This is a genomic window from Klebsiella sp. JB_Kp031 (genome assembly GCF_040064295.1).
Classification (GTDB): domain Bacteria; phylum Pseudomonadota; class Gammaproteobacteria; order Enterobacterales; family Enterobacteriaceae; genus Klebsiella; species Klebsiella quasipneumoniae.
Map to the genome: position 1 here is coordinate 156,993 of NZ_JBEAJW010000042.1, position 13,380 is coordinate 170,372.

At 58.8% G+C, this 13,380-nt stretch carries 10 protein-coding genes; 4 read left to right on the plus strand and 6 right to left on the minus strand.

What is annotated here, in order from left to right:
* The gene (ltaE, locus tag ABLV64_RS23815) at positions 1-1,002 is read right to left on the minus strand and encodes a low-specificity L-threonine aldolase (protein WP_217325017.1); all 1,002 of its coding nucleotides are present in this window, start codon (positions 1,000-1,002) and stop codon (positions 1-3) included.
* 38 nt (positions 1,003-1,040) lie between these two features.
* Complete coding sequence (poxB, locus tag ABLV64_RS23820; protein WP_057216760.1) at positions 1,041-2,759, minus strand: ubiquinone-dependent pyruvate dehydrogenase; 1,719 nt, start codon at positions 2,757-2,759, stop codon at positions 1,041-1,043.
* Between the two features lie 151 nt (positions 2,760-2,910).
* On the opposite strand from poxB, the gene ABLV64_RS23825 reads away from it, so the two are divergent.
* Positions 2,911-3,345 (plus strand): DoxX family protein, encoded by a 435-nt coding sequence (locus tag ABLV64_RS23825; protein ID WP_004201350.1) that lies wholly within the window; start codon positions 2,911-2,913, stop codon positions 3,343-3,345.
* A gap of 206 nt (positions 3,346-3,551) precedes the next feature.
* On the opposite strand, the gene hcr is transcribed toward ABLV64_RS23825, so the two are convergent.
* The 4 genes from hcr to aqpZ form a co-directional block, all read right to left on the minus strand.
* Positions 3,552-4,520: an NADH oxidoreductase gene (gene hcr, locus ABLV64_RS23830; RefSeq protein ID WP_032455775.1), complete on the minus strand. Its 969-nt coding sequence runs from the start codon at positions 4,518-4,520 to the stop codon at positions 3,552-3,554.
* A 10-nt stretch (positions 4,521-4,530) separates the two neighbouring features.
* The gene (gene hcp / locus ABLV64_RS23835) at positions 4,531-6,183 is read right to left on the minus strand and encodes a hydroxylamine reductase (protein ID WP_348843087.1); all 1,653 of its coding nucleotides are present in this window, start codon (positions 6,181-6,183) and stop codon (positions 4,531-4,533) included.
* Positions 6,184-6,326: 143 nt separating this feature from the next.
* Positions 6,327-7,226 carry a lysine exporter LysO family protein gene (locus ABLV64_RS23840; RefSeq protein ID WP_348843086.1) on the minus strand — a complete coding sequence of 300 codons (900 nt, stop codon included), beginning with the start codon at positions 7,224-7,226 and terminating at the stop codon, positions 6,327-6,329.
* Positions 7,227-7,340: 114 nt separating this feature from the next.
* On the minus strand, positions 7,341-8,036 hold the full coding sequence (aqpZ, locus tag ABLV64_RS23845) for an aquaporin Z (RefSeq protein ID WP_004201355.1): 696 nt from the start codon (positions 8,034-8,036) through the stop codon (positions 7,341-7,343).
* Between the two features lie 419 nt (positions 8,037-8,455).
* Between aqpZ and ABLV64_RS23850 the strand changes: the two genes are divergently transcribed.
* The 3 genes from ABLV64_RS23850 (at position 8,456) to macB (ending at position 13,313) form a co-directional block, all read left to right on the plus strand.
* Positions 8,456-10,114: an ATP-dependent endonuclease gene (locus ABLV64_RS23850; protein ID WP_023320055.1), complete on the plus strand. Its 1,659-nt coding sequence runs from the start codon at positions 8,456-8,458 to the stop codon at positions 10,112-10,114.
* A gap of 146 nt (positions 10,115-10,260) precedes the next feature.
* On the plus strand, positions 10,261-11,376 hold the full coding sequence (macA, locus tag ABLV64_RS23855; RefSeq protein WP_004201357.1) for a macrolide transporter subunit MacA: 1,116 nt from the start codon (positions 10,261-10,263) through the stop codon (positions 11,374-11,376).
* Entirely contained in the window at positions 11,373-13,313 is a 1,941-nt protein-coding gene (macB, locus tag ABLV64_RS23860) for a macrolide ABC transporter ATP-binding protein/permease MacB (RefSeq protein ID WP_348843085.1), read from the plus strand. Before macA ends, macB begins: the two co-directional genes overlap by 4 nt.
* Positions 13,314-13,380 lie beyond the last annotated feature (67 nt).

The window sequence follows — 13,380 nt, forward strand, 5'->3', positions numbered from 1 at the left end:
TTAGCGTTGTAAAAAAGCCTGCCAGTGGGCGACCACCTCGCTCAACTGCTGACGGTCGACATCCAGGTGAGTGACCAGACGGACGACTGGCGAAGCGTTGATCAGCACGCCGCGCGCCTGCATAAACTCGCCGAGCGCCCGGGCCTGCTCATCACCGACGCGAACGAACAGCATGTTGGTATCGTGACGAGTAACGTCGGCGCCGATGGCGCGCAGCTGATCCGCCATCCACGCGGCGTTATCATGATCCTCCTGCAGGCGCTGGACATTATTTTTCAGTGCGTACAGCCCGGCGGCGGCCAGAATGCCCGCCTGGCGCATCCCGCCGCCGACCATTTTCCGCCAGCGAACGGCGCGACGAATGTACGCCTCACTACCGACCAGCAGCGAGCCTACCGGGGCGCCAAGCCCCTTTGACAGACAGATGGTGAAGGAGTCGCAGTATTGGGCGATATCGCGTAACTCGCAGCCGTAGGCCACCACGGCGTTAAAGATGCGCGCGCCGTCGACGTGCAGCGCCAGATTGCGCTGGCGGGTAAACGCCCAGGCTTCCTGCAGATAGTCGCGAGGCAGCACCTTACCGTTATGGGTGTTTTCCAGACTCAGCAGGCGGGTCGGGGCAAAATGGATATCGTCAGGTTTGATTTTTGCTGCGACTTTATCCAGCGGCAGCGAACCGTCCGCCGCGGCGTCAATCGGCTGCGGCTGAATACTGGCGAGAACCGCCGCCCCGCCGGCTTCGTACAGATAGTTATGCGCCCCCTGGCCGACGATATACTCTTCGCCGCGCTGGCAATGGCTGAGCAGGCCGACGAGGTTGGCCTGGGTGCCGGTGGGCAGAAACAGCGCCGCCTCTTTGCCGGCCAGGTCGGCGGCGTAGCGCTGAAGTTCATTGACGGTAGGGTCGTCGCCATACACATCGTCCCCGACCGGGGCGGCCATCATGGCTTCCAGCATGGCGCGCCCGGGGCGGGTAACGGTATCACTGCGCAGATCGATCACGGCTATTCCTTGTTCTGGTTCAGAGTATTGCTTCTGTTTTACCTGAGCCAGTTGGTTTTCGCCAGTTCGATGACTTCATCGCCGCGCCCGCTGATGATCGCCCGCAGCATATACAGGCTAAAGCCTTTAGCTTGCTCCAGCTTGATCTGCGGCGGGATCGCCAGCTCCTCTTTGGCGACCACGACGTCGACCAGCACTGGACCGTCGGTGTGGAAGGCGGTCTGCAGCGCTTCATCCACCTCGGAGGCTTTCTCAACGCGAATACCTTTAATCCCGCAGGCTTCGGCGATGCGGGCGAAGTTGGTGTCGTGTAGCTCCGTGCCGTCGGTGAGATAGCCCCCGGCCTTCATCTCCATCGCCACGAAACCCAGCACGCTGTTGTTAAAGATGATAATTTTCACCGGCAGCTTCATCTGCGCCAGCGACAGAAAATCCCCCATCAGCATGCTAAACCCGCCGTCGCCGCACATGGCCACCACCTGACGCTCCGGCGCGGTGGCCTTGGCGCCAATGGCCTGCGGCATGGCGTTAGCCATGGAGCCGTGATTGAATGAACCCAGCAGGCGGCGTTTGCCGTTCATCTTGAGATAGCGTGCCGCCCAGACGGTCGGGGTGCCGACATCGCAGGTGAAAATGGCGTCTTCATCGGCAAAATGGCTGATCTGCTGCGCCAGATATTGCGGGTGGATCGCCTTCTCGCTGGGCTTCGCCAGATCGTCGAGTCCTTTTCGCGCGTCGCGATAGTGCTCCAGCGCCTTATCGAGGAAGCGGCGATCGGTTTTCTCTTCCAGCAGCGGCAGCAGCGCCTTCAGCGTTGATTTAATGTCGCCCACCAGCGCCATATCGACCTTACTGTGCGCGCCGATGCTGCCGGGGTTAATGTCGATCTGAATAATTTTGGCGTCGGTCGGATAGAAGGCGCGATAGGGGAACTGGGTGCCGAGCAGGATCAGGGTGTCGGCATTCATCATGGTGTGGAAGCCAGAAGAGAAGCCAATCAGCCCGGTCATGCCCACATCATACGGGTTGTCATACTCCACATGCTCTTTACCGCGCAACGCATGGACGATGGGAGCTTTAATTTTCGCCGCGAACTCCACCAGCTCCTGGTGGGCGCCGGCGCAACCGCTGCCGCACATGAGCGCGATATTGCTGGAGTAGCGGATCAGCTGGGCCAGCTTGCGCAGCTCTTCTTCCGCCGGGGTGACCGTCGGCAACGGCGCATGATACCACTGGCTGCTGGCGCTCTCCGGGGCCGCCTTCAGCGCCACGTCGCCGGGCAGCACCACCACCGAAACGCCGCGGTTGATCACCGCCTTGCGCATCGCCACCGCCAGCACCTGCGGGATCTGCTCCGGGGTGGAGACCAGCTCGCAGTAGTGGCTGCATTCGCGGAACAGCTCCTGGGGATGGGTCTCCTGGAAATAGCCGCTGCCAATCTCGCTGGATGGGATGTGGGCGGCAATCGCCAGCACCGGGACATGGTTGCGGTGACAGTCAAACAGACCGTTGATCAGATGCAGGTTACCCGGTCCGCAGGAACCAGCGCAGACCGCCAGTTCACCGGTCAGTTGCGCCTCCGCGCCGGCGGCGAAAGCGGCAACCTCTTCGTGCCGGGTGGCCATCCAGTCGATGGTGCCCATGCGGTTCAGGCTATCGCTCAATCCATTGAGGGAATCGCCGGTGACGCCCCAGATACGTTTCACGCCGGCCTGTTCCAGCATTTTGGCAATGTATGCGGCCACGGTTTGTTTCATGATCTCCATCTCCTTTTTTTGATAACGCCTTCAAGCTTAGATGAAACTGCAGCTTACGTTGCCGATTGCCCTCAATTTTTTGCTGGTTTTATTGCTGAAGCATTGGGCATACTCTGGGATCTCACAGGGTGTAAAACAGGAAGCACATCAAATGGTTAAGGGATTGTTAAACGCAGTAAACAGAACGCTGTCGCATGAAGACGCCGGTAAACTCTTGTTACGACTCGCCGTCGGTGGGTTAATGCTGTTTCACGGTTTGCACAAGCTGCTGGATGGCGTGGACGGCATTAGCGGGATGCTGGCGGCGAAGGGGTTGCCGGGGTTTATCGCCTACGGTGTGCTGGTGGGGGAGGTGGTCGCCCCCTGTTTGTTGATTGTCGGCATCCTGACGCGCCCTGCGGCGCTGGTGTTGGCTTTCACCATGGTGGTAGCGTGGCTGATGGTCGGTCTCGGCAAGACATTTGCGCTTGATGCGGTGGGGGCGTGGGCGATCGAGAATCTGGTCTATTTCTTTGTTGGCGCGCTGGCGATTGCGCTTTTGGGCGCCGGGCGTTACTCGCTGGCCGGTCAGTCGGTTTGGCGGTAAAAATGCCTCATTCGTCCTGGGGCGTAAAGTCGATACTGTTGTCGGTTTGCCGCTTTTCAGTCCGGGAAAGCGTTTATCTCATGTCACCTGAGAGTTTATTGTCGCCAGGGGTTTTCCCGGAGGCGGCGCATTGCGCCTTCTCCGGGCTACCAAATCGCACAGCGCTGTAGCCCCGGTAAGCGGTAGCGCCACCGGGGATTTTGACCTCAGGCGAGAACCAGATCGCTCTGCGGGTGACAGGAGCAGGCCAGCACATAGCCGTCGGCGATTTCATCTTCGGTCAGCGTCATGGTGCTGGTGACGCTATACTCCCCGGAAACGACTCTGGTTTTGCAGCAGCCGCAGACGCCGGCGCGGCAGGCGACGGTCACCGGCACCTGATTGCTCTCCAGCGCCTCGAGCAGGGTGGTGCCCACCGGCGCGTAAAACTCTCTCGCCGCCTGCAGTTTGGTGAATTTCAGCCCGCTGGTGGCGGCCTCTGCCACCGGGGTGAAGAACTTCTCCTTAAAGAAGCGGGTGACACCCAGGGCGGCCACGTCCTGCTCAACCTTCTCCATATACGGCGCTGGCCCGCAGGTCATCACGGTGCGGCTGGCGATATCCGGCACACTCTGCAGCAGCTCCGGGGTCAGACGGCCGGCGACAAAACCGTGCGTTGCGTTGTGCTCCGCCACCAGGGTAACCGGATAGTTGCGCCACTCCTCGGCAAAGATCACATCCTCCGGCGAACGAACGCTATAGATCACTTGCACGTCTGCCAGCGGGCGGTACTTCGCCAGCCAGCGGCGCATCGACATTATCGGCGTCACCCCGCAGCCGGCGGCCAGCAGCAGGAATTTGTCTTCCGCCTTATCGTCGCAGATAAACTCGCCCATCGCATCGGACAGCCAAAGATAATCGCCGCGTTTGACCTCGTGGGTTAACCATTGTGAACCCGCGCCCTCGTTAATGCGGCGAACGGTCAGCGTAATATACTCGCTGACCCCCGGCGTGGAGGAGAGGGTGTAGGCGCGCAGCGTTTCCGCGGAATCACGCACGCTGACCAGAGCGTACTGCCCGGCGCGATACGGATAGTAATCGTGGCACAGCAGCGAAAGGGTCCACACGTCCGGGGTTTCCTGGTGAATGTGGTGAACCTGCATCCGCCATGGGCATTGTGAAGTTGGCATGGTCATCAGGGACTCCTTACGCGCTCAGCAGCTGCTGCATATCTTGTTCCACGGTGGTCACAGAGCGCAGACCAAACTTCTCATTGAGGATAGCCAGCAGATCCGGAGTGAAGAAGCCCGGCGCCGTCGGGCCGGTGACGATATTTTTCACGCCGAGAGACAGCAGCGTCAGCAGGATGACAATCGCTTTCTGTTCGAACCAGGAGAGCACCAGCGACAGCGGCAGATCGTTGACGCCGCAGCCCAGTTTTTCCGCCAGCGTGACCGCCAGAATAATCGCCGAATAGGCATCATTACACTGACCAGCGTCGACCAGACGCGGCAGGCCTTCGATATCGCCGAAATCCAGCTTGTTGAAGCGGTATTTACCACAGGCTAGCGTCAGGATCAGGCAGTCATCCGGCACGCTGGTGGCAAAATCGGTGAAATAGTTACGTTCCCCGCGCGCGCCGTCACAGCCGCCGACGAGGAAGATATGGCGCAGTTTTTCACGGCTGACCAGATCGATCAGCGTATCCGCCGCGCCGAGCAGGGTCTGACGGCCAAAGCCGACGGTGATCAGATGCGGGATTTCGCTGTACGGGAAGCCCGCCATCTGCTGTGCCTGGGCAATGACCGGGGAGAAGTCTTCGCCTTCCAGGTGGTTCACGCCCGGCCAGCCGACGATGCTGCGAGTCCAGATGCGATCGTCGTAAGCGCCGACGGTGGGATCGATGATGCAGTTAGAGGTCATCACGATGGGGCCCGGGAAGCGGGCGAATTCCACCTGCTGGTTTTGCCAGCCGCTGCCGTAGTTGCCGATCAGATGTTTGAATTTGCGCAGCTCCGGATAGCCATGCGCCGGCAGCATTTCGCCGTGGGTATAGACATTGACGCCGGTGCCTTCCGTCTGCTCCAGCAGGTTGTAGAGATCTTTCAGGTCGTGGCCAGAGATCAGGATACATTTACCTGCGGTGGCTTTTACGTTGACCTGAGTCGGCGTTGGGTGGCCATATTTGGTGGTTTCGCCGGCGTCAAGGATGCTCATCACTTTGAAGTTCATCTGGCCGATTTCCATCGAACATTCGAGCAGCGCATTCATATCCGCAGGCCAGGTGCCCAGCCACGCCATAATCTTGTGGTACTGGGCATAAATGGCGTTGTCGTACTGGCCGAGCACGTGCGCGTGTTCCATATAAGCTGCCGCGCCTTTCAGGCCGTACAGGCACAGCAGGCGCAGGCCGAGGATATTCTCGCCGATAGCGGCTTTATCTTTATACGGGGCATAGTCTGCCGCCTGACGCTGCAGGTCGCCCAGATCGTCGCTAGCCAGCTGCAGAGCGGCCACCGGGCTGTCAACTTTGGCGCTGGCATCAAGGTCCAGGCACTGCGCTTTCAGCGCCTCACGCAGGGCAATCGCCTGACGGGCATAGCCGACGATGCGCGGTGAATCGAAATTGACGTTAGTTAGCGTAGAGAAGAAGGCGCGGGGGGCGAAGCTGTCGACCTCATGATCGATAATGCCATATTCGCGGGCCTTAAGCGCCCAGGCGGAGAGGCCTTGCAGTGACGCAATCAGCAGATCCTGTAGATCGGAGGTTTCCGCTGTTTTACCGCACATCCCCTGCGCGTAAGAGCAGCCGTTGCCGGCCGGGGTACGAATGGTTTGTTCACATTGCACACAAAACATGGTCACACCTTTAAAGTTATATTTGATATACATGTTTAAGGTTATGCCCGAGCGCGTGAGGAGAAAAGGTATTTCTGATACAACTTAAAGGGAGATTGATTTAGCGCAAAATTGGCGGCAGGAAGTCTGCCGCCAGCGCCTACTCAGGCGGCAAAAAAGGCGATCAGGATCGGGACCAGCAGGCTCAGCAGAAAACCGTGTACGATGGCGGCAGGGACGATCTCCACGCCGCCGGAACGCTGCAGCACCGGTAAGGTGAAGTCCATGGAGGTAGCGCCGCACAGACCCAGCGCCGTGGAGCGGCTTCGGCGAATCAGGCCCGGAATTAACATGATGGCCAGCAGCTCGCGGCACAGGTCGTTAAAGAACGCCGCGCTGCCGATTACCGGGCCAAAGGATTCGGTCAGTAAAATACCGGAGAGTGAATACCAGCCGAAGCCGCTGGCCATCGCCAGACCGGTCTTTAGCGGCAAATCCAGAATAAAGGCGTTGAGGATGCCGCCGAGTAATGAACTGATCGTGACCACCACGGCGACGATCATTCCCCGGCGGTTAAGGACTATTTGTCGCAGACTCATTCCATTATTGCGTAATTGAATACCGACGAGGAACAGGAGAAAGATCAGCGTATATTCGCTGGCTTCGGTGGCGTGTTGTAAAAAAGGCAGGCCGGTCAGGCCAAGCAAAAAACCGAGGACCACCACCCCGCACAGCTGGAGTGATTCCAGGGCCATGGCCAGGCGCGAGGGTAATTTCTCCTGACGATGCAGACTGCGCCAGGGCATTTTTCTTTCCAGCCACAGCAGAGCGGTAATATTACACAGTAAAATGATGACCACGCTCACCGCGGCGTAATGCAATATCGCCAGCAGATTGCTGGCCAGATTGTCGAGAAACGCCAGGCTGGTACCCATAAAAAAGAGGATCACATAGACAATCCAGCTCAGCATCCGGTGAATCAGTTTTAGCGCAGAGGAGTGACGAAGAGGCAGTAAATAGCCGACGACCAGCGGCAACAGAATGATGAACAGTCCCGAGAACATGAACGATGCAGCCCTTGCATGATGAGAATAGCGCTCATGACACTACCCAAATAGCCGTGCCGAGTAAAGCTGTCGCCAGAAAGAAAAAGCCCGGAGACCCGGGCTTAGAAAGGATTAATCGCGTTTTTCCAGCAGAGTGCGGTACAGCACGCCGCCAAGGATCCCGCCGACGATCGGCATGACCCAGAACAGCCACAGCTGCTGCAGCGCCCAACCGCCCTGGAAAATCGCCACCGCGGTGCTGCGCGCCGGGTTGACGGAAGTGTTGGTGACCGGAATGCTGATTAAATGGATGAGAGTCAGCGCCAGGCCGATAGCGATCGGCGCGAAGCCCGCCGGCGCGTGTTTGTCGGTCGCGCCATGGATAACCAGCAGGAAGCCGCAGGTCAGTACGATTTCAATAACGATAGCCGACAGCATAGAGAAGCCGCCCGGGGAGTGTTCGCCATAGCCGTTTGAGGCAAAGCCGCTGGCGGCGGCATCAAATCCGGCTTTACCGCTGGCCACCACGTACAGCACCGCGGCGGCAATAATTCCGCCGACCACCTGGGCGATAATATAGCCAATGACCTCTTTCGCAGGGAAACGACCACCGGCCCACAGGCCTAAGGTTACCGCCGGGTTGAAATGACCGCCGGAAATATGGCCAACCGCATACGCCATGGTTAATACGGTTAAACCAAATGCCAGCGCCACGCCGGCAAAACCGATACCCAACTCGGGAAATGCTGCGGCAAGTACGGCGCTACCGCAGCCGCCAAATACAAGCCAGAAGGTGCCGAAGCATTCGGCTGCTAATTTTCTGAACATAACCACCTCAATTTAAATGTATACGCGCACGAGCGGACCGTGCCGGTCTTTATTTATCGTGATAAGGGACGACGATAAAAATAAAGCGGCGTTATTCTAGAGATAATCGCCATCCCAGAGCCAGTTAAATATATTGATATTATTTGATTTAGGGCAAGGTGAAGGGATTGCGTTTGCCAGTTTAACTCTTCCTATATCCATCCAAGATTATCAATAGTGTAGAACATAACGTCTGAAATAAAACTATTTTGTTTGATGAATAATCAATAGCCGTTAATAGACGATAAGTGCGTAATTTTATGAATATATTTAATCTCCAGAATAGGATGCGCAGAGGTGATTAAGCGGAGTGTCATCTTGCCGCCGCCCTCGCTATACTGTTGATTACTGAAGGAGAGTGGTGGTGTAGCGGAGGGGATATGCTTCTTGAGCGCGTAGAAATCGTCGGTTTTCGCGGTATCAATCGTCTGTCGTTGATGCTGGAGCAAAATAACGTCCTGATCGGGGAGAACGCGTGGGGGAAGTCCAGTCTGCTTGATGCGCTGACCCTGCTTTTGTCGCCAGAGTTCGATCTTTATCACTTTGTTCGCGATGACTTCTGGTTCCCCGCGGGCGACATCCAGGGACGCGAGCACCATTTGCATATTATTCTGACCTTTCGTGAAACCGAGCCGGGGCGCCATCGGGTACGGCGTTTCCGTCCGCTTCAGCGCTGTTGGGTGCCCTGTGATGACGGGTATCACCGGGTGTTCTACCGCCTGGAAGGCGAACTCGCCGATGACGACAGCGTGATGACCCTGCGCAGTTTTATCGATGGCGAAGGCGAAGCGCTGGCGCTGGAGGATATCGATGAGCTGGCCAGACACCTGGTGCGTTTGATGCCGGTGCTGCGCCTGCGCGACGCGCGCTTTATGCGGCGCATTCATAACGGGACGGTACCGCACTCGCCGCAGATAGAGATCACTGCCCGCCAGCTGGATTTTCTCTCCAGAGAGCTGGTCAGCCATCCGCAAAATTTATCCGACGGTCAGATCCGTCAGGGGTTGTCGGCCATGGTGCAGCTGCTGGAGCATTACTTTGCCGAGCAAAGCAGCGCCCAGACGCGACATCGCCTGATGCGTCGACGTTCCCATGATGAGCAGCGTAGCTGGCGTTATTTGGATATTATCAACCGCATGATCGACAAGCCCGGCGGGCGCAGCCATCGGGTGATCCTGCTGGGGCTGTTTGCTACCCTGCTGCAGGCGAAAGGGACGGTGCGCCTCGATCGCGACGCGCGGCCGCTGCTGTTGATTGAGGATCCCGAGACCCGCCTGCACCCGATCATGCTCTCCGTCGCCTGGCATCTGCTGAATTTGCTGCCGTTGCAGCGTGTGACCACCACCAACTCCGGAGAGCTGCTGTCCCTGACGCCGGTGGAGCAGGTTTGTCGGCTGGTGCGTGAATCGGCGCGGGTGTCGGCATGGCGGCTGGGGCCGGGCGGAATGAATGCCGAAGAGAGTCGACGCATTGCCTTTCACATCCGCTTCAATCGCGCCTCATCGCTCTTCGCCCGCTGTTGGCTGCTGGTGGAGGGGGAGACGGAAACCTGGGTTATCAACGAGCTGGCCCGCCAGTGCGGCCATCATTTTGATGCTGAAGGGGTGAAAGTGATTGAATTCGCCCAGTCGGGCCTGAAGCCATTGATCAAATTCGCCCGCCGGATGGGGATCCAGTGGCACGTGCTGGTGGATGGCGATGAGGCAGGAAAAAAATATGCCGCGACCGTACGCGGTCTGCTGAATAACGATCGCGAGCTGGAGCGCGACCATCTGACCGCTCTGCCGGCGCTGGATATGGAACACTTTATGTATCGTCAGGGATTTGATGACGTTTACCACCGGGTGGCGCAGATCCCGGATAATGTGCCCATGAATATGCGGCGGGTGATCACCAAGGCCATCCATCGCTCATCCAAGCCGGACCTGGCGATTGAGGTGGCAATGGAAGCCGGCCGCCGTGGGGTGGACGCTGTGCCGACGCTGCTGAAAAAAATGTTCTCGCGGGTACTGTGGCTGGCCCGCGGTCGCGCTGATTAATCTCTTCGCCGTCGGGAATTTCGGCGGCGCAAAGCTCTCCGGCAGCTAAACAAAACATCATTGGCGCGAAAAATGGGTGTCCTGTTGCCGACGGGTTTCGATAGAATCACCGCCTGGAGCGGCAGGGAAACAGCAGGAATCGGAATATGAAAGTGAAGGGAAAACGCAGGACCGTCTGGTGGCTGTTGGCGATCGTTGTGCTGGGTCTGGCTGTCTGGGGATGGCGGATTCTCAATGCGCCGCTACCGCACTACCAGACGCTGGTGGTGCGCAAAGGCGATCTCCAGCAGAGCGTGCTGGCCACCGGCAAGCTGGATGCCCTGCGAAAAGTTGACGTCGGCGCCCAGGTCAGCGGACAGCTGAAGACGCTGCACGTGAATATCGGCGATAAGGTCAAAAAGGACCAACTGCTGGGGGTTATCGATCCTGAGCAGGCGCAAAACCAGATCAAAGAGGTGGAGGCGACGTTGATGGAGCTGCGCGCCCAGCTCAATCAGGCGCGCGCGGAGAGTAAGCTGGCTCAGGTGACCCTGGCCCGTCAGCAGCAGCTGGCGCAGCGCCAGCTGGTCTCGCGACAAGACCTCGATACCGCGGCCACCGACCTGGCGGTGAAACAGGCGCAAATCGGCACCATTGAAGCGCAAATTAAGCGCAACCAGGCAACGCTCGACACGGCGAAGACCAACCTCGACTACACGCGGATCCTGGCGCCGATGGCTGGTGAAGTGACGCAAATTACTACCCTGCAGGGACAGACGGTGATCGCTGCCCAGCAGGCGCCGAACATTCTGACCCTGGCGGACCTCAGCACCATGCTGGTAAAAGCGCAGGTCTCCGAAGCGGATGTCATCCACCTCAGACCGGGACAAAAGGCGTGGTTTACCGTGCTGGGCGACCCGCTAACTCGCTATGAAGGCAAGCTGAAGGACATTCTGCCGACGCCGGAAAAAGTCAACGACGCCATCTTCTATTATGCCCGCTTCGAGGTCCCGAACCCGCAGGGAATTCTGCGCCTCGACATGACCGCGCAGGTGCATATCCAACTGGCCGAGGTGAAGAACGTGATCACCATCCCGCTGAGCGCCCTGGGTGATGCGGTCGGTGATAACCGCTACCACGTCCGGCTGTTGCGTACCGGCGAGGTCAAAGAGCGTGAGATTGTCATTGGCGCGCGCAATGATACCGACGTCGCGGTGGTGCAGGGACTTGAAGAGGGGGATGAGGTGATCGTCGGCGAGAGCGCGAGCGGGGCGGCAAAATGACGGCCCTGCTCGAGCTGCGTGATATTCGTCGCAGCTATCCTTCCGGCGACGGCAGCGTTGAGGTCCTCAAGGGGATCACCCTCAGTATCCATGCCGGGGAGATGGTGGCGATCGTGGGCGCCTCCGGCTCGGGAAAATCGACGCTGATGAATATCCTTGGCTGCCTCGACAAACCCACCAGCGGCACCTATCGGGTGGCGGGAACCGATATCGCGCAGCTGGATGGCGATGCGCTGGCCCGTCTGCGGCGGGAACACTTTGGCTTTATCTTTCAACGCTACCATCTGCTGTCCCATCTGACCGCCGCGCAGAATGTCGAAGTGCCGGCGGTGTATGCCGGCAGTGAACGGCGCGCGCGCCTGGCGCGCGCTCATGAGCTGCTGTTGCGGCTGGGGCTGGGCGAGCGCGCCGACTATCAACCGTCGCAGCTGTCCGGCGGCCAACAGCAGCGGGTCAGTATCGCCCGCGCCCTGATGAATGGTGGGGAAGTGATCCTCGCCGATGAGCCCACCGGCGCGCTGGACAGCCATTCCGGCGAAGAGGTGATGGCGATCCTGCATCAGCTGAAAGCGCAGGGCCATACGGTCATCATTGTGACCCACGATCCGCAGGTTGCCGCTCAGGCGGAGCGGATCGTCGAGATCCGCGATGGCGAGATCGTCCGCAATCCTTCCGCCAGCCGCCAGGGCGGTGGGCTGCGCGCCCGTCAGCAGGAGGAGCCCTCGGCGTGGCGTCAGTTTACCAGCGGCTTTCGCGAAGCGCTGGTGATGGCCTGGAGAGCGATGGCGGCGAATAAAATGCGCACCCTGCTGACCATGCTCGGCATTATTATCGGTATTGCCTCGGTGGTGTCGATCGTGGTGGTGGGGGATGCCGCCAAGCAGATGGTGCTGGCAGATATTCGCGCCATCGGCACCAATACCATTGACGTCTACCCTGGCAAGGATTTTGGCGATGACGACCCGCGCTATCAACAGGCGCTGAAGTATGACGACTTGCTGGCGATCCAGAAACAGCCGTGGGTGCGTTCCGCTACGCCGGCGGTTTCAAAAAGCCTGCGCCTGCGCGCCAACAATATTGACGTTGCCGCCAGTGCGGAGGGGGTCGGTCCACAGTATTTTAATGTCTACGGCATGACCTTTAGCGAAGGCAATACCTTCAATGAACTGCAGCTCAACAGTCGGGCACAGGTGGTAGTGCTCGACAGCAATACCCGTCGGCAGCTGTTTCCCAATAAAGCGAAAGTGGTGGGCGAGGTGATTCTGGTGGGCAATATGCCGGCCACGGTGATTGGCGTTGCGGATGAAAAGCAGTCGATGTTCGGCAGCAGCAAAATTCTCCGCGTCTGGTTGCCCTACACCACCATGGCGGGAAGAGTAATGGGCCAGTCGTGGCTGAACTCCATCACTGTGCGCGTTCATGAAGGCTACGACAGTGAAACCGCAGAGAAACAGCTGCTGCGTCTGCTGGAGCTGCGGCATGGTAAAAAAGATGTCTTCACCTGGAATATGGACAGCGTCTTGAAAACCGCCGAAAGGACCACACATACCTTACAGCTGTTCCTGACATTGGTGGCGGTGATTGCCCTGGTGGTCGGCGGGATTGGCGTAATGAATATTATGCTGGTGTCGGTGACCGAACGGACGCGGGAGATCGGCATCCGCATGGCGGTTGGCGCGCGGGCCAGCGATGTGCTGCAGCAGTTCCTCATCGAGGCGGTGCTGGTTTGCCTGGTCGGCGGCGCGCTGGGGGTAACGTTGTCGCTGATGATCGCGTTTATTCTTCAGCTGTTTCTCCCGGGCTGGGAGATCGGTTTTTCGCCGCTGGCGCTGGTGACGGCGTTTCTCTGTTCGACGTTAACCGGGGTGCTGTTTGGCTGGCTGCCGGCGCGCAATGCGGCGCGGCTCGATCCGGTGGATGCCCTGGCGCGGGAGTAGTCGGGATGAGAAATAAAAATGCCAGTCAGAAGGACTGGCATTTTATTAGCAGGATGTACACAATGAA

Excerpts from the sequence above, each read along its gene's own strand:
- poxB (WP_057216760.1), bottom strand. The coding sequence starts at position 2,759 with ATGAAACAAACCGTGGCCGCATACATTGCCAAAATGCTGGAACAGGCC.
- ABLV64_RS23825 (WP_004201350.1), top strand. The coding sequence starts at position 2,911 with ATGGTTAAGGGATTGTTAAACGCAGTAAACAGAACGCTGTCGCATGAA.
- hcr (WP_032455775.1), bottom strand. The coding sequence starts at position 4,520 with ATGACCATGCCAACTTCACAATGCCCATGGCGGATGCAGGTTCACCAC.
- hcp (WP_348843087.1), bottom strand. The coding sequence starts at position 6,183 with ATGTTTTGTGTGCAATGTGAACAAACCATTCGTACCCCGGCCGGCAAC.
- ABLV64_RS23840 (WP_348843086.1), bottom strand. The coding sequence starts at position 7,226 with ATGTTCTCGGGACTGTTCATCATTCTGTTGCCGCTGGTCGTCGGCTAT.
- aqpZ (WP_004201355.1), bottom strand. The coding sequence starts at position 8,036 with ATGTTCAGAAAATTAGCAGCCGAATGCTTCGGCACCTTCTGGCTTGTA.
- ABLV64_RS23850 (WP_023320055.1), top strand. The coding sequence starts at position 8,456 with ATGCTTCTTGAGCGCGTAGAAATCGTCGGTTTTCGCGGTATCAATCGT.
- macA (WP_004201357.1), top strand. The coding sequence starts at position 10,261 with ATGAAAGTGAAGGGAAAACGCAGGACCGTCTGGTGGCTGTTGGCGATC.
- macB (WP_348843085.1), top strand. The coding sequence starts at position 11,373 with ATGACGGCCCTGCTCGAGCTGCGTGATATTCGTCGCAGCTATCCTTCC.